We start from the raw sequence: 15719 nt of genomic DNA on the forward strand, positions 1-15719 counted from the left end.
CCGGCAATCACAGCAACGGCACCAAGCGAGCCAGACAGTCAACGCTCGATCGCCAGTTTCGCCGGCACAGCACGTTCGGTACGAATCCAGGCCACCGTCAGCTCCCAGACCACAGATAGAATGATAGGTCCGATGAAGAGGCCGATGATCCCGTGGAAGAGGGTTCCTCCGATCACCCCGATCAGGATGACGAGTGCTGGCGTGGTCAGGCCGCGGCCCATGACAAGCGGTTTCAGGATGTTGTCGAGAACCGATACGATCACGAAAAACACCGTCAGCAGGAGGGCGATCGGAAATTCCTTGTCGGTCCAGATCCAGATGATGACCGGCAGGATGACGATGGCCCCGCCGATCTGCACGATCGACAGCAACAACACCACAAAAGCCAGCAGCCCCGCGCTGGCGATGCCGGCCAGCTTGAAGCCGATACCCGCCAGCAACGCCTGGATGATGGCGACGCCAATCACGCCCTGGGCCACCGCGCGGATCGTGGCACCTGCTAGATCCAGAAAGTGCTCACTCTGGTCCGGCACGACGCGCGACAGAAAGCTGCGCCCCGCAGCCACGAGCTGAGGTCCATACGGAAACAGCACCCCGGCCACCGCCACCGACAGCAGAAACTTGACCGTTCCCACCCCGGCATTGCCGGCAAATCCGAGCAAGGTCGCCGCGAATGGCTTCAGGTAGGGCACCACTGCGCGCAAGAGCGACCGGAGATTGGTCGTCGCCTGATCCCAGAGATCGAAAAGCTGAGGACCGATGAGCGGCCAATCCTTGAGAGACTGCGGCGGCGAAGGCACGTGCAGTTCGCCAGCCGTCACTTGGGCGGCAAGATCGGTGATCCCGTCGACAGCGCCCATGCCCAGCCACGTCGCGGGCCCGATCACCACAGCAAGATTGACGAGAGTGAGGATCGTCGCCGCAAGCTTCGGTCGACCGCCCAGAAGGTCGGAGAGGCGCCGAAATACCGGGTTCAGCGCAGCGGCGAGCACGACACTCCAGGCCAATATGGGCACGAATGGACGGACCAGGAGAAGGGCCCAGATGAGCAACAGCCCCAGCAATCCCAGCCGGATCAGAAGCTGGATGATCTCGTCTCCTGAGAATATCTGGCGGAGTGTTTTCACGGACGCGCCTTCAGCTCATGCCCCGCATGCTGAGGCGAACTAGCCAGTCCCCTCGCTCAGCTGGCTTGATCCAGATCAACGAGCGCGCGCTCTTCTAGGGCTGAGGTCCGGACAGGTTCAGCTCACGCTCGGCCCGAAACACGTTACCGTAGAGACTCGCTATCCATTGCCGACCGCGGGACGTCACGTTGAGATAGCGTATCGCCGGCTGAATCTGAGGGGCGACGTTGCTCCAATAGAATTGCGGATATTTGTAGACGATATCTGCCGGCGTCGCGTAGCCCAGGGTCTTGTTGAGTCCGATCTCTTCGAACTCGTAGAACAGCGCGTTCGACTTCTTCAGATAGTTGGGATCACCGAGCTGACCGATAAGATCGGCGGCGCGCAGCAGCAATCCCTCCTCTTCGATGAGGCTGTCATTGGAGGACATTGTATAGGGAAATCGGGTATATTCGATCGCCTGAGCAACCCGGCCCGCATCCAGCTGCTCGACGGAATCCAGCCGTTCCAGCACGAACAACTTCGACCGATCTACGTGGTATGGCGCCAATGCCGCATCGGACGATCCTCGCGGCAGCCGAACGGCGCCGCCTTTCACGTCGGCTATGAATAGCTCGTCCTCATCGCCTTGAACGACACCGCGCACGTATCCGATGTCATGAGCAAGGCACGCGAGGATGAAATTCGCATAGTCATTTGCTGTGGTGGGCCGCAGCAACGCACGTCCCGTCAAGATATCGTGCCCGGCCAAGGTTACGAGCAACGTATGCTCGATATTGTGATACAGAGCATCGCTATTGCCGATGCACTCCATCGTGAGCTTGGCCGCGAACGGAAGCAGTTCGGTCAGACCGGCATGGGAGGCACCGAACCGGTCCTTGGTTTCCGTCGTCAGAAACGCGCCCAAAGCTTGCGACACCAGTTCCGGAACTGTGATCATCAGGTCTCTCCGCCATGGTATTGTCGACGATGCAGATCAAGCCATGTCTCTCTGCGATCAATGCTGGCGATATTCGCAGATTCTTCAAGCCGGCCGCGCTCCGCGACCTTAAAGACGATCCATCTGGTGCCGCGCCTCGGGCAAGCGGACCCGTGACCGGCCGGAGCCGCTCACGGTCTCCAACCTCTCTCGTTGATTCAAATCAAGGCCAAGCCGGTAACGAAGGCAAACATTTCATGTGCACGGCCATGCCGCCGGCGCGACGGAATTCTTCTCTTGCCGGTCAGTCGAGATTTAAACCAGTGGAGGACATTATGAGGTTCATCAAAGGGGCATTTGCAGCAATTCTTACTGTCGCGAGCGCCATGATTTCTGTACCCGGAAGCGAAGCAGCGCCATTGCTCACCAACGTCGGCGTGATGAGAGCAGCGCTCGATAACGACGTAGTAGATAACGACGTAGTAAACGTGCGCTACGGAGGCTGGGGTTATCGCGGCGGATGGGCTGGAGGCTACCGCGGAGCGGGATTGGGCTATCGTGGTTTGGGATATCGCGGCGCCGGATATGGCTACAGAGGTTACGGATATAGAGGCTACCGTGGCTGGGGCGCCGGCGCGGTGGTCGCGGGCGCCGTCGTCGGTGGCGCGATCGCAAGCTCCGGCTACTATGGTGCATATCCCTCCGACGGCGGCGGATACTCCTCTTACGGCGGAGGATACGGCTATGATTATTGTCCGCCCAGTGCCTACAGCGCCTACGGAAGCTATGGCGGTTATGGCGGCTACTACGCGAGACGGAGCTACTATTCCGGCTGGTAGAATCTGCCTCGGATTCTCCTGAGCACGCGCTCTTGGTGCCAGGGCTCGTCTTCGCGAGCCATGAAAGCGCCAACGCCGTCGTATACCGCCACTACGTGGACTACCCCGCGCATTGCGTCACAAAACCGCGGCGGTCCGGTCGATCGCGCCGGCAGACGCTGACTGGCTTGCACGATAAGACCACAAAAATGAGGGCCGGCGTTGCTGCCGGCCCCCTGAAGACATCAGACCGTGAGAGTTCAGTACCTCGCGACGACGGGGTTGGCCCCTCCGAAGCGGTAATTGAAGCGCACGGTGAGCATATCCACGTCCTGGGTGATCCGGTCGTTTACAAAAGCGGCAAGGCGCGGATCGGCGACCGTGAACGAATTATTCCGGTGCCCCATGAACAGATGATCGTATTCGAGTCCCACCGACCAATTCGGGGTGAAGCCATACTCAAATCCGACACCGATGACACCGCCCCAGCGGGTTGCGCTTTGCGCCGCGAGCTCGGCGCCGGTCGCAGTATCAAGCACGCTGAGACGATTGTCTGTTACCGCAGCGCCGCCTTTCACGTAGAACAGTGACGCGTTCCAGGCGTAGCCGATCTGGCCGGTGAAGAGGCCGATGGCGCTCGTTTTGGCGCGCGTGGAGAGCGTCGGATCGAACAGGCTGACGCGCTGGTTGCTGAGATCCGCCCAATCGCCTTGAGCCTCCAGACCAAACACCCACTGGCTGGCCTGCCAGCGATAACCGAGCTGGCCACCGATGACGCCACCGGATCGATCGCGGCAGCCGGAAGCGACGGCGACGCCAGCCGCGTCAAGGAAATCCACGCAGTTGTGGTTCTGCGCCCAGCCACCATTGCCGCCGATATAGAACCCGGTCCAATTGTAGATTGGAATAATCGGTGCCGGTGGCGGCGCCTTCACGGCCATGTCGGCAGCCATGGCGCTCCCCGCCGTGCACAGCGCCACCAGACCAACGGTTGTCAGCAAAAGTCTTTTCATCATGCTCTCTCCTTGCCGGCCGCTTTTTGATTGCTCGAACGGCGGCTTGTTGCACTGCAATCATCCCCCAACTTCCAGCTGAAACTCTACGGGCGAGGGTACAAACTCCCCGTGCCAAAATGGCAACACTCAAGACATTTCGAACCAGACTCCGGGTTGCGTCGCCAGCAGAGTCGAACGACCGGCGCCAGTATGCGAAAGCACCAAAAGGCAGCCGCCCGCTCCGAGCCGCCTCCGGTCATCAGCATCAGTCACCATGATGGACCGCTTATTTCTCCGGGTCGCGCTTGGCGTCCTGGCCGGCAACCTCGTCGCCTTGGTCTTGCTCTATCCAGGACGGAATGTCGCTCGAGGGGATCAGCCGTCGCGGCAAAAAGGGATTGAGCGTGCCTGCAAACACGATCAATCCCTCATTGAACTTCTCTCGCGCGAAAGCCCGCGCCTCGGCTTCGCTCTCGAATGTGCGTGTCTCCCGTGGGCTTCGCCTCTTCGGCAAGGTCCCACGCTTCTGCACCTCGAATGTTACGTACCAGGTCTGCGGCATCCGCCAGCTTCCGGATCGCGATCAAGCAGACATATGCCGGTGAACGATGATCGGTGAGATCATGTCGGCGTCCTAGTTGCGCCGCTCTTCACGGCGCTCCGTGCGCCCTGTACGCCTTTCCAGGCGGCGTTCAGTCCGGCCCGTGCGCCGTTCCTGACGCCGCTCGTGGCGGGCTCCCCGCCTCTCCTGGCGTCGCTCCATGCCGATCGTCTGAGCCGGCACTTCTGTTCCTAACAGCACCGTGCCGGATGTCGCCAATCCGAGCACAGCGGGCCATCCGAGCAATGAAAGAGCCTCGCGACGATCGAGTCGTTGAAACCTTGGCGTTTCACTCATGTCAGTTACTCCCGATCTTGAGGACGTTTGATTAGGCGACGCTTCGACGTGCATTCGTTGATCAGTATCAACGGCGGGCGCCCCACTCCGCAGCGACGAACGGAGACGCTCACCAGACCTGGTTGCCAAACCAGCCGTACTGCGGAGGTCGCGAGACGAGCCGGATATTTCTTTCAATGTGCCTCCTCACAATTTTGTTTTGACGCTGCGGCTTCGCATCAGCCTTTGCCGACGGACGCGCTGGCGGTCGTTCGATATCGAGCGGTCCAAGCCGAGCAAATGCCTCGCGCGCGCGCGTCTGTGGCAGGTCGGCGCCCGGCGGGGCGGCGAGCTCGACCTTGGGGACGTCGACCGCCATGATCGTGGGCCGGCTAGTGTCGAGAACGATCCGTTCGGGCAACCTCAAATCAGAGTGGATGCGGATAGTGGAGGAGCGCGCAACGCCATCGTGTATAGCGGGCCGGATCGGGACAAAGGCATCCGCAACGAAGAGCATCGCGAGCAACGCACCGCCGACATAGAACAAATATCGTGAGATAGGCATTGTCGGCGCCATCGCCGCCGCAGATTTTCGTCTGGCAAGCAACGGGCCACGGCGGCAGAATTGGCGAAGCAATGCAACATGCATGGGCGTAGTTGCCTAAATCGAGCCGCCGCTGCTTCCGCCGCGGCGCGCCCCTGGTGAAACACTTGCTGAGGCATGGGCGGCGCTTCGTGGTAAGCGCACGCACGCTGCAGCGGACTAATGTTCACCGCGCCCGACGCGGTTTCGCTTGAGCCAGATCAACGAATTGAATTATCGCAACACCGCCTCGCGTTAGTGCCGCATGGCATATCAGTGTCAGTGACATGCCCCTTGGTACAATGGCCGGAAGGGCAATTGCAGAGATGTGGCACGCAACGCAGAATTCTCACCGCGTACATCGAGCTTCTGGCAGGGAGGGCCGATGATGAGTCAATTCGAGCTGAGTTCGCGCGCAGCACTTTGCCGGCAGCTTGCAAGCCAGGATCCGGCAAACCAAATAGTCTGGATGGCCGAGGCAAGGAGCTGGTCACGCCAGGCCGCCGAGGCGCTTCATGATGAGCACCAATTAAAAGGTGGCATCACCGCCCGATTGTTCTTCGCGTTCAGCAAATTGGTCGAGGCGCAACACGAGCCTACAAACGAAACAGCAGACATGATGAAGAGCAGGTCGAGAGGCGTCATGCCGTCTCGGAGCTTGTCGCCGACTGCCTGACGCATTCCAGAAAAAGCGCTCGCACGATTGCATACTTCGCTCCAGTGTGGAGAAGCCGTCCCACGTGACAGCGCGCTTTCCGATGCGACCCGGCGGGCTGCACTTTTCAGACGTCGGAGCGTCCTCCTCCAGATTCACTTAACTCGCTCCGAACTGGATCCGGCGAATTCGAAGAGGAAGCGGACTCGATTTATTTCAATCCCTTGATCTAAAGCAAGTCGGCGGCCCAGTGCCGGGATGGTGTTGCAGCGTTGAACTTCATTTTTGGAGAACGTCCATGAAGTCGATAAGCGCAAGGAAAATTGCCGTTGCCGTCGCCGCGCTCGTATGCGGCACGACGCTGTCCATAGGCTGGACCGACCAAGGCGGAGTTTCGCTGAAGGTCGACAAGGCGCAAGCGGCGACGCGATTGTACGTCACTCCCTCTTATCGCGGACACTACTACACTAACGAGAGTCTGCCCTGGTACGCTGTTCGGGCCTATTACTTCGGCGGACCGTGGAGCTACGGCTATAGCGGCTGGACCGACTATGCGGCGCGCAACGGCATCGGTTGCGTCCCAGGCTCGTTGGTGAAGGGCGGTGACGGCATCATGTATGTCTGCCAATAGAGCTTGATAGCGGCGCGATGGACGGCGCTCATCAAGCCGCCTGTCGCGCTAAGCTGCGTTCCGAGATCGGCGACTGAGGGGGGAGGATACCATGACCTATGTTCTGGTCGTCATCAGCTGGCTCGGCGTCGCGAACGGCGCCGTAGTCTCGACGCAAGAATTTTCAAGCGCAGAGCGTTGCGAAGCAGCCCGGATAGCGCTGATGGAATACGCAAAAGCGCGCAGTACCGACGAGACGCTCAGGCCACTCTGCATACAGAAGTAAAAAAGCGACGAAAAGTGTGACGCATGCACCCGACCCCGACTGAAATCGTTCTGGTGTTTCGCCTTTGCTAACAGCTTCACGATTTCCACGGTTCTTTGATCTTGATCAATGGTCCGAGCGCCAGTCCATGGAGCGATCCAAATTCACTCTCACAGGCGGAGACTATCATGAAGCGTGGTTTGGTCACAAAGCTATCACTCGCGGCTGCCGTGGTCGCCCTTGGAGTGTCCGGCTCGATCGACTGGTCGGTCGACGAAGGCCTTTCGCTCTCGCTCGGCCGGGCTGAAGCACGGGTCGGGCGGCCCTTGACACCTGTATCAGTCGCTGGCGTAGCACGGCGCACCACCAGGCGCGCGGTCGTCGGCGGCGCGGCAGTCGGTGCAGCCGCTGTCGGCACGGCATGTGTCCGCGTTCTGGTCAATGGCAGCTACGTCTGCCGCTGATAGCCGTCGTTGCCGGCTCTGAACACCGCATCCTGCCGGATAATTTTTCTGCAGGATGTGCGGTTTCGGGTTTCGGAGCGCGATTGACGTGGCCGGATGCGAGCGGCAATGCACCGACCAAATCCTCGTTGGGCCACTGCAGATTTTTCAGTCTCCCAGCGGCCCTTTGGCGTCCCCGTCGCTTCCCTTCAGCAACTCGTATTTGATCCGCCGCATGCGTGCCTGGGCTTCGAGCGGCTTGCAATAGGCAGTTGACGCTGCGAGCAGGTCGATGGTGGCGAGAAACGCATAGCGCGACGCCGTAGGCTTGAGCGCGTCGGGCGCTTCGGGCACGTGCACGCCAAGCGCAATATCGGCGATTGAGGCCAGCCTGCTTTGCGGCTTGGTGATTGCCACGACCAAGGCGCCGTATTGCTTGGCGATACTGGCTGCGTCGATCACTTCGTTCGCCGCACCGGTGGTCGAGATGGCAACGACGACGTCATCCCGCCCGAGGGTCGCCGCGATCATGCGCATCAAGCTCGGGTCAGAGGCATGCGAGACGGCAATCCCAAGACGAAAGAACCGGTTCTGAACTTCCGCCGCCGCAAGAGTGGAACCGCCCCCCACCCCGAACGCTGCAAGCTTCGAACAGCCGGAGATAGCCTCGGCAGCCCTCTCGATGTCCTCCTTGCGAAGTCCCTCCTCGGCAGCGGCAATTGCACGACGAATTTCCTGAAACACCGACCGCCACAGCGCGGGGCGCGCCAGATCGGTCCCGACATGCGGGGGAAGCTCAACGTAGATCCGCCCAACCGCCATTGCTTGAGCCAGCCTCACCTTGAGGTCCCGGACGCCCCGGCAACCGACGGAGCGGCTGAACCGGGTGACCGTCGGCTCGCTCACGCGCGCCCGACGGGCCAGCTCGGAATTGCTGGCGTGAACGGCAAACTCCATATCGGCCAGCAGCACCGTGGCAACGCGTTGCTCGGACGGGCTGAGGCTTGGAGCGCTCTGCCTGATGAGGGAGATGATGTCGCCGACCACGACATTGTCGTCGCCCGACGGCTTCGAGATCGCTGCATCAACGGCTCTCGTCGGATGATTTCGCTTTGCACGCGCCATTGCCGCCCTTCCCCAGGTCAGATCCACCTGCGCCCTTGGCAAGAAGCTGCCGTAAGAAACCTTCAGCATCCGACCAAACGTATATCGGCATGCCCCATCAATAACAGCATTTTCCGCTTGATAATTGCCAAATTGTGTATGTAACTTTCGAACAAGCAATAGCGTGCCATCAGCCCAACAGCTGAAAGGCACATCCCCTGCACCGGGAAGCAGGCGGTTCAACAAGGCGGGAGGGCGATCATGAGATACGGTCCAAGTGTCTTGATGCGTGGCGTCGTGGGGCTGGTTACCGCGTCATTCTTGATTGCGCAGGCTAATGCCGCCACCCTGCTGCGCGAAGCCACCATCGGAGAACCGCCGCCGCTCGATGTCATGCTGACGACAGCCGATGTGGCATCGGTCATCGGCCGCCACATCTTCGAGACCCTGTATGCGCTGGACTCAACCTATACGCCGCGTCCGATGCTGGCCGAGAACGATCGGACGGAAGACGGCGGTCGGACCATCGTCATCGAGCTCCGCGAGGGTGTCCTCTTCCACACCGGCAAGGAGATGACCGCCAAGGACGTGGTCGCCTCGATGACGCGATGGGGCAGTTTCGGTGCGCGCGGCAAGCTCCTGATGGCGGCGGCTACGTCGGTCGAGGCGACCGGAAAGTATGAAGTCACGCTGAAATTGTCCGCGCCGAACGGCGCCTGGAAGGCTCTCATTGCGGACGTCAATGGCGGTCTTGCGATCTATCCGGAAGACATTGCCACCAAAGCGGGAAACCGGCCGATCGAGCAAAAGGACTATATCGGCACCGGGCCTTACAAGTTCGTGGAGTGGCGGCCGAACCGCTACGTCGAGGTGGAAAAGTTCGACGGCTACAAGCCGTTGAAGGAAAAGGGTGACGGCTTCGCCGGCGCCCGCCTTGCGAGCTTCGACAAGATCCGGTTCATTCCGGTGCCTGACGTCGGCACGCGCGTGAGCGGCGTGCAGGCGGGCGACTACGACTATGCGGAAATGATCTCCGGCGATCTGTACGAGTCCCTGAGCAAAGATCCATCGGTTCAGGTGCAGCGTACCAACGCGCCGATCTTCGGCCTTTTTTTCATGAACTCGAAGCAAGGAATCCTGAAGGACAATTACAAGCTCCGCCGCGCCATCCAGACCGCGTTGGACAAGTCGCAGGCGCTGCGCGTCGCCTTCGGTCCCAAGGACCTGTGGAATGCCGAAGGATCGATCTTTCCCAACGGCACACCCTGGTACTCGACGGACGGCGCCTCAAATTATAGTGCGCACGATCCGAAGAAGGCCAAGGAGCTCGCAAAGGAGGCGGACTACACGGGGGCGCCGATCCGCCTGCTGGTCTCGACGAACTATCAGGCACACTATGACGAAGCCTCCGTCTTCACCCGCCAGCTGGCCGATGCCGGCATCAATGTTCAGATGATGGTCGTCGATTGGGCGACTCTTCTGAAGATGCGCGGCCAGCCGGAACAGTGGGACATCTTCGTCACCCACCATTCCTTCGCGCCCGACCCGCTGCTGCTCACGTTCCTGAATGCGAGCTATCCCGGATGGTGGGACAGCCCCGAGATCGGCTCGCTTCGGGCTGAGTTGATCAACACGACCGATCCAGCCGCGCGCAAGTCGACATGGGACAAGATCCAGTCGCTGATCTATGAGCAGGTACCCGTGATGAAAGTAGGCGATGCCTACACCTATGACATTGCGTCTCCCAAGCTCAAGGGGCTCAACCCAAACGGTCCCGTGTTCTGGAATGTGTCAACGAAGTAAGGACGGGCAATGAGGCCGCGAGGACTGTCGAGCGCCGGCGCCAGCGCGCATCGTTGCCGCTGAGCAGGCGCACAATCACATGTGGTCTTACGCATTCAAGCGCGCAGGAACGACGGCGGTGACGCTGCTGGCGGCGTCCATCATCATCTTCGCGTTCATCCATATCGTGCCGGGTGACCCGATCTATGTTTTGCTCGGTGACACCGCGACTCCCGACCAGATCGACGCCTTGAGACACCAACTCGGTCTCGACCAACCGATCATCCTGCAATATCTCACTTGGGCCGGCCATGTGCTCGAGGGCGACCTCGGGCGGTCGATCTTCTTCCAGGCGCCCGTGCTGTCGGTGATTGCCGATGGCGCCGAGACCAGCACCTTGCTCGCCACGATGACGATGATCTGGGTTGCGGTCATCGGCGTGCCGATCGGAATGATTGCGGCGGTCCGGCACGGCACGTGGCTCGATCAGGGATTGTCCGGCGGGGCGATGCTGATGGCCTCGATACCCACGTTCTGGGTCGGGCTCTATCTGATCCTGATCTTTGCGGCCTGGCTCGGTTGGTTTCCGAGCTCCGGTTATCCGTCGATCTTCGAAGGTGGCGTCGTCAATCTCCGCTATCTCGTCCTCCCCAGCCTGGCGCTAGCGGCTCCGAATGCCGCCTTGATCCTGCGGCTGACGCGCGCCAGCATGCTCGACGTCTCCCGGGAGGACTACGTGCGCACGGCGCGTGCAAAGGGAATCCGGCCGTGGCAGGTGGTGCGCCGCCACATTTGGCGTAATGCACTCCTGGCGGTCGTCTCGGCCTTCGGCTTCACCTTCGCCGCACTGCTGTCCGAAGCGGTGGTGACCGAAACCGTGTTTGCCCTGCCCGGCATCGGCCGCCTCGTCGTTCAGTCGATCCTTCGTCGAGACTACCCTGTGATCCAGGGCGTCATCCTGGTCATCGTGGTGGTTTATCTCCTGATCAATCTGATCGTCGATCTGAGCTATCGTCTGCTCGATCCGCGGGTCGAGCTCCAATGAGCAGCAATAGCGTGACCTTGTGGCTCAGGCCGTTCACCGCCCGCCCGATCGCGCTGGCCGGGCTCGGGGTCCTTGTGGCGACTGTGCTCGCCGCGGTCTTCGCGCCCTGGCTGTCGCCTTACGATCCGTATGCCATCGATCCCCTGATCCGTCTGACGCCCCCGAACGTGACCCACTGGTTCGGCACCGACCAATTCGGCCGGGATACCCTGTCGCGCACCATTCATTCATCACGCATGGCACTTCTGATCGGCTCTGGCGTGGTCGTCTTCGCCCTCGCGACGGGCGTTCCGGCCGGCGTACTTTCCGCTCTGTTTCCGCGGCTGGGTCACCTGCTGATGCGCATGGTCGACGTGCTGATGGCCTTTCCGACTCTGCTTCTCGCACTTGGCCTGATTGTCATCTTGAGCCCGAGTGTGGGCACCGTCATTCTGGCCATCGGGCTCGGTTACATGACGACGACGACCCGCATCGTCTACGGACTGACACTGCGCTTGCGCGCGGAAACCTATGTCGAGGCATCCCGCAGCATGGGTGCCGGAACGGCATGGCTCATCAGCAGGCACATCTTGCCGAACCTTGTCTCCCCGCTTCTCGTACAGGCCAGCTTCGTCTTCGCGTTCGCGCAGCTCGGCGCGGCTTCACTCGATTTCCTGGGCCTCGGCGCGCCGCCGGACATTCCGAGCTGGGGCAATATGCTGGCGGAATCGCGCACCTTCATCACGCGCGCTCCGTGGCTGCTCTTCTTTCCGGGTATGATGATCGTGGCGACGGCATTTTCTCTGAACCTGGTCGGCGATGCATTGCGCGATAGACTCGATCCGCGGTTCCGTCAGGTCTTTGGTGAGAAGGGTTAGGCCGTGCTGACAGTTCGCGACCTTACGGTGTCAGTGGGGCCGGAGACCGCGCCGGTCGACATCGTCGCGGGCGTGTCCTTCGGCTTGGCCAAGGGCGAGATCCTCGGTCTCGTCGGCGAGTCCGGTTGTGGAAAGAGCATGACCTCGCTTGCAGTCATGGGATTGCTGCCGCAGCCCGGTCCCCGGGTCCGGGCCGGGCGGGTCCTGTTGGAGGGCTGCGACGTAACGCAGCTGCAGCCCTGGCAACGTGTCGAAGCGGGCCACGGCCGCATGGCAATGATCTTTCAGGAGCCGATGACCTCACTGAACCCGGTTCGCCGGATCGGCGATCAGATCGCGGAAGCCGTGCGCGTGCATGAGGGAATTCCGGGTGCAGCGGCGCTCGTCCGGGCGCGCGAACTGCTCGAACTGGTGCGTTTGCCTGACCCCAAAATGCAGCTGTCCGCGTATCCGCACCAGTTGTCCGGAGGCCAACGCCAGCGGGTCATGATCGCGATTGCACTGGCCTGCAGGCCACAGGTGCTGGTCGCCGATGAACCGACCACCGCTCTGGATGTCACCATACAGGTTCAGATTCTCGGGCTCTTGCGCGAGCTCTGCAACCGGCTGGATATGGCGATATTGTTCATCACCCACGACATGGGAGTCATTGCGCAGCTCGCCGATCGCGTCGCCGTCATGTACGCCGGCCGAATCGTGGAAACTGCGGCAGTCGATGGGCTGTTCGGCGCACCGCGTCACCATTACACCCGCGGACTGATGGATTGCATGCCGTCGCGAAATTCCGGTGCGCGCCGGCTGCCTACCATTTCTGGTCAGCCGCCGCTGCCAGGTTCGGTCGCTGCTGGCTGCGTGTTTGCCCTGCGTTGCGCAGCGGTGCGCGATGAGTGCCGCGTGGCGACCCCGCCCCGCCTGGAGGCCTCCCAAGGACACGAGGTGCTCTGCGCATTTCCGCTTGCCCGCGGGGAGCTGCCATGAGCGGCAATGTCATCCTCGACGTCCGGGACATGATGGTCTCGTTCAGTGCCAGGCGAGCCGGTCGGAAATACCGGGTGCAGGCGGTGGATGGTGTATCGCTGTCGCTGGCCGAAGGCGAGGTCCTCGGGATCGTCGGCGAGTCCGGTTGCGGCAAGACCACGCTGGGCCGAACCCTGGTCGGGCTGGTCCAGCCCGACAGCGGCAACATCAATTTGAAGGGAACCGAAGTGATCGGAGCCGGCGGCTCCGGCCTCCGCGAGATGCGTCTGAACGTCCGAATGGTTTTCCAGGATCCCAATGCATCGCTCAACCCGCGGCGCACAATTGGAGATTCGGTGGCGGAGGCGGCCGACATCAGCGGCTTCTTCAAGAGCCGCGCCGAGCGCAGCGCGGCCATAGCTGCCACCTTGACAGCCGTCGGGTTGAACCCGTCTTTCGCCGCTCGCTATCCCTACGAACTGAGTGGCGGGCAGCGGCAACGGGTCGGAATCGCGCGCGCCATTCTTCCTACGCCGTCCATCTTCGTCGCCGACGAGCCGGTCTCGGCCCTCGACGTTTCCGTGCAGGCGCAGGTGCTCAATCTGATGATGGATCTGCGTGACCAGTTGAGACTGGCGATGCTCTTCATCTCGCACGACCTTGGCGTGATCAGACAGATCAGCAGCCGCGTTGCTGTCATGTATATGGGCCGGATCGTGGAGCAGGCCGGGACGCGGACGGTGCTGGATCATCCGCTCCATCCCTATACGCGCGCGTTGGTGGCAGCAATTCCGAAGCCGGATCCATCGAGGCGGATCCTGGGCGCGATCGAAATGGGTGAACCGCCGAGCCTCTTCACACGACCGCACGGTTGTGCATATGCGCCCCGCTGTCTAATGGCCAGCGATCGCTGTCTCGTCGATGTGCCACAACTTCGATCTGTCGGTGCGGACGGTCGGACAATCGCCTGCCACAACGTATAACCATCGAATGTCGCTGAGCGAAACGAGCCGCGCGAGGCACTGAGCCGGCAACGCTTGGGATTGATTTCTCCTCTATTCGAGCGTTCCCATTCACGCGGCGGCAGTCCGCGACCGCCATGCGGCAGGCACATGCAAATTCGGGAAGCCCGACGCCTGTTGCACCGCGATGTTAATCGCGACGCAGCATTCAAAATGAGACTGCCCGTTAAGCCGCGCACAGCTCCGATACGTGCGCTGCATCGGAGTTCGGTTAGCCTCCACTTCAAGAACCGTCGGCCCTGCCCGAACGCCGCACGACGCAGCGGACGCGCCAGGGCGCGGTGAAAAACAGCGACAAGAACGCCAAGGGAGGAGAGCAATGTTGAAAGGCAGTCTAGGACTGATCGCGTTGAGCAGCCTGTTACTTTCGGGCACAGCCTTCGCACAGGAGAAGATCAAGGTCGGCGTCACCGCGACGCTCGAAGGCACCTACACCGTGCTCGGCGAGGACGGCATCCGCGGCTTCCAGACGGCCCTCAACGTGCTCGGCAAGAAGGTCGGCGACAAGGAACTCGAATTTGTCATCGCCTCGACCGACGCGACGCCGGACTCCGCCGTACGAGCCGTGCGCAAGCTGATCGAACAGGACAAGGTGCAGATTCTGCTGTCGCCGCTCTCCGGCGACGAAGGCATCGCGGTCAAGAATTTTGCAAAGACCCATCCCGAACTGACCTTCATCAACGCCGCCTCGGGGGCCCAGGAAACGACCTATGTCGATCCCGCTCCGAACTTTTTCCGCTACAACATGGACGGTGCGCAGTGGCAGGTCGGCCTCGGCAAATACGCTTATGACGAAAAGAAGTATCGCAAGATCGCGACCGTCGGCGAAGACTACTCCTTCATCTATACGCAGGTATTCGGCCTCGTGCTCGAGTTCTGCGGTGCCGGCGGACAGGTCACCAACCGGCAATGGGTACCGCTCGGCACCAAGGACTTTGCCTCGGTTATCGCCGCACTGCCCGACGACGTCGACGCGATCTATCTCGGCCTCGGCGGGGCCGACGCCGTCAACTTCCTGAACCAGTACCAGCAGGCCGGCGGCAAGGCGCATCTGATGGGCGGCTCGATCATGATCGACCAGACCATCCTGTCGTCCAAGGGCAACGCCAAGAATGCCCTGATCGGCACGCTGGCCGCGAGCGGCCAGGCCGACACCTGGGAGAACCCGAGTTGGCAGAAGTTCGTGAAGGACTATCAGGACGCCTTCCCGGCCAACAAGCGCTTCCCGAGCCCATCGCTGCTCGCCACCAACTATTACGACTCGACCATGGCGCTGATCCTGGCGCTGCGTCAGGTCAATGGCGATCTCTCCAACAACCAGGCCAAGTATAAGGAAGCCCTCGCCAAGATCGAGATCGACGCACCCAATGGCAAGATCAAGCTGGACTCCAACCGCCAGGCGATCGGCACCAACTTCGTCACCGAGGTCGTCGACGACGGCAAGGGCGCGCTGTTCTCAAAGGTCGTGAAGGTGATCCCAAACGTCAACCAGACGCTGGGCTACGATCCCGCAGTGTTCGCCAAAATCGGTTTGCCGAGCCGCACAGTACCGGAATGTAAGAAATACTGACCTAGTCTCGTTCGCGAGCGATGATCGACCGGGGAGAGATTTGCCAGGACGCGACACGTGCGCCCTTGCATTCTCTCCCCGGTTGTTGAA

The 15719-nt window shown here is 61.2% G+C and carries 17 protein-coding genes; 11 read left to right on the forward strand and 6 right to left on the reverse strand.

The genetic code is table 11. From position 1 onward, the window contains the following. Positions 1 to 38: 38 nt before the first annotated feature. Positions 39 to 1127, reverse strand: a complete 1089-nt coding sequence (locus GWG67_RS02220) for an AI-2E family transporter (protein WP_275167511.1) — start codon at positions 1125 to 1127, stop codon at positions 39 to 41. Between the two features lie 94 nt (positions 1128 to 1221). Beyond that, complete coding sequence (locus tag GWG67_RS02225; protein ID WP_275167512.1) at positions 1222 to 2067, reverse strand: HD domain-containing protein; 846 nt, start codon at positions 2065 to 2067, stop codon at positions 1222 to 1224. Between the two features lie 365 nt (positions 2068 to 2432). Here GWG67_RS02225 and GWG67_RS02230 point away from each other — a divergent pair, with 365 nt between their 5' ends. Further along, complete coding sequence (locus GWG67_RS02230; protein WP_275167513.1) at positions 2433 to 2885, forward strand: hypothetical protein; 453 nt, start codon at positions 2433 to 2435, stop codon at positions 2883 to 2885. 239 nt (positions 2886 to 3124) lie between these two features. Here GWG67_RS02230 and GWG67_RS02235 read toward each other — a convergent pair whose 3' ends face one another. The 3 genes from GWG67_RS02235 to GWG67_RS02245 all read right to left on the reverse strand — a co-directional run bounded on the left by GWG67_RS02235 (position 3125) and on the right by GWG67_RS02245 (position 5385). Next, positions 3125 to 3880 carry an outer membrane protein gene (locus GWG67_RS02235; protein WP_275167809.1) on the reverse strand — a complete coding sequence of 252 codons (756 nt, stop codon included), beginning with the start codon at positions 3878 to 3880 and terminating at the stop codon, positions 3125 to 3127. Positions 3881 to 4145: 265 nt separating this feature from the next. Beyond that, positions 4146 to 4421, reverse strand: coding sequence for a hypothetical protein (locus GWG67_RS02240; RefSeq protein ID WP_275167514.1), 276 nt, complete (start codon positions 4419 to 4421; stop codon positions 4146 to 4148). Positions 4422 to 4866: 445 nt separating this feature from the next. After that, complete coding sequence (locus GWG67_RS02245) at positions 4867 to 5385, reverse strand: hypothetical protein (RefSeq protein ID WP_275167515.1); 519 nt, start codon at positions 5383 to 5385, stop codon at positions 4867 to 4869. A 319-nt stretch (positions 5386 to 5704) separates the two neighbouring features. Here GWG67_RS02245 and GWG67_RS02250 point away from each other — a divergent pair, with 319 nt between their 5' ends. The 4 genes from GWG67_RS02250 to GWG67_RS02265 all read left to right on the forward strand — a co-directional run bounded on the left by GWG67_RS02250 (position 5705) and on the right by GWG67_RS02265 (position 7313). Next, complete coding sequence (locus GWG67_RS02250; RefSeq protein ID WP_275167516.1) at positions 5705 to 5995, forward strand: hypothetical protein; 291 nt, start codon at positions 5705 to 5707, stop codon at positions 5993 to 5995. A gap of 277 nt (positions 5996 to 6272) precedes the next feature. Then, entirely contained in the window at positions 6273 to 6605 is a 333-nt protein-coding gene (locus tag GWG67_RS02255; protein WP_275167517.1) for a hypothetical protein, read from the forward strand. A 91-nt stretch (positions 6606 to 6696) separates the two neighbouring features. Further along, positions 6697 to 6870: a hypothetical protein gene (locus GWG67_RS02260; RefSeq protein ID WP_275167518.1), complete on the forward strand. Its 174-nt coding sequence runs from the start codon at positions 6697 to 6699 to the stop codon at positions 6868 to 6870. Between the two features lie 167 nt (positions 6871 to 7037). After that, on the forward strand, positions 7038 to 7313 hold the full coding sequence (locus GWG67_RS02265) for a hypothetical protein (RefSeq protein WP_275167519.1): 276 nt from the start codon (positions 7038 to 7040) through the stop codon (positions 7311 to 7313). Positions 7314 to 7460: 147 nt separating this feature from the next. On the opposite strand, the gene GWG67_RS02270 is transcribed toward GWG67_RS02265, so the two are convergent. Then, on the reverse strand, positions 7461 to 8486 hold the full coding sequence (locus tag GWG67_RS02270; protein WP_275167520.1) for a MurR/RpiR family transcriptional regulator: 1026 nt from the start codon (positions 8484 to 8486) through the stop codon (positions 7461 to 7463). A gap of 171 nt (positions 8487 to 8657) precedes the next feature. Between GWG67_RS02270 and GWG67_RS02275 the strand changes: the two genes are divergently transcribed. From GWG67_RS02275 to GWG67_RS02300, 6 genes are all read left to right on the forward strand, one after another. Next, positions 8658 to 10199: an ABC transporter substrate-binding protein gene (locus GWG67_RS02275; protein WP_275167521.1), complete on the forward strand. Its 1542-nt coding sequence runs from the start codon at positions 8658 to 8660 to the stop codon at positions 10197 to 10199. Between the two features lie 79 nt (positions 10200 to 10278). Next, entirely contained in the window at positions 10279 to 11223 is a 945-nt protein-coding gene (locus GWG67_RS02280) for an ABC transporter permease (protein ID WP_007608695.1), read from the forward strand. A gap of 11 nt (positions 11224 to 11234) precedes the next feature. Further along, positions 11235 to 12080: an ABC transporter permease gene (locus GWG67_RS02285; protein ID WP_275167522.1), complete on the forward strand. Its 846-nt coding sequence runs from the start codon at positions 11235 to 11237 to the stop codon at positions 12078 to 12080. Positions 12081 to 12083: 3 nt separating this feature from the next. Then, on the forward strand, positions 12084 to 13058 hold the full coding sequence (locus tag GWG67_RS02290; RefSeq protein ID WP_275167523.1) for an ABC transporter ATP-binding protein: 975 nt from the start codon (positions 12084 to 12086) through the stop codon (positions 13056 to 13058). Continuing rightward, positions 13055 to 14020 carry an ABC transporter ATP-binding protein gene (locus GWG67_RS02295; RefSeq protein WP_275167524.1) on the forward strand — a complete coding sequence of 322 codons (966 nt, stop codon included), beginning with the start codon at positions 13055 to 13057 and terminating at the stop codon, positions 14018 to 14020. Before GWG67_RS02290 ends, GWG67_RS02295 begins: the two co-directional genes overlap by 4 nt. 358 nt (positions 14021 to 14378) lie before the next feature. Beyond that, on the forward strand, positions 14379 to 15629 hold the full coding sequence (locus tag GWG67_RS02300) for an ABC transporter substrate-binding protein (RefSeq protein ID WP_275167525.1): 1251 nt from the start codon (positions 14379 to 14381) through the stop codon (positions 15627 to 15629). Positions 15630 to 15719: the final 90 nt, after the last annotated feature.

This window comes from Bradyrhizobium sp. CSS354 (assembly GCF_029051725.1).
Lineage (GTDB): Bacteria > Pseudomonadota > Alphaproteobacteria > Rhizobiales > Xanthobacteraceae > Bradyrhizobium.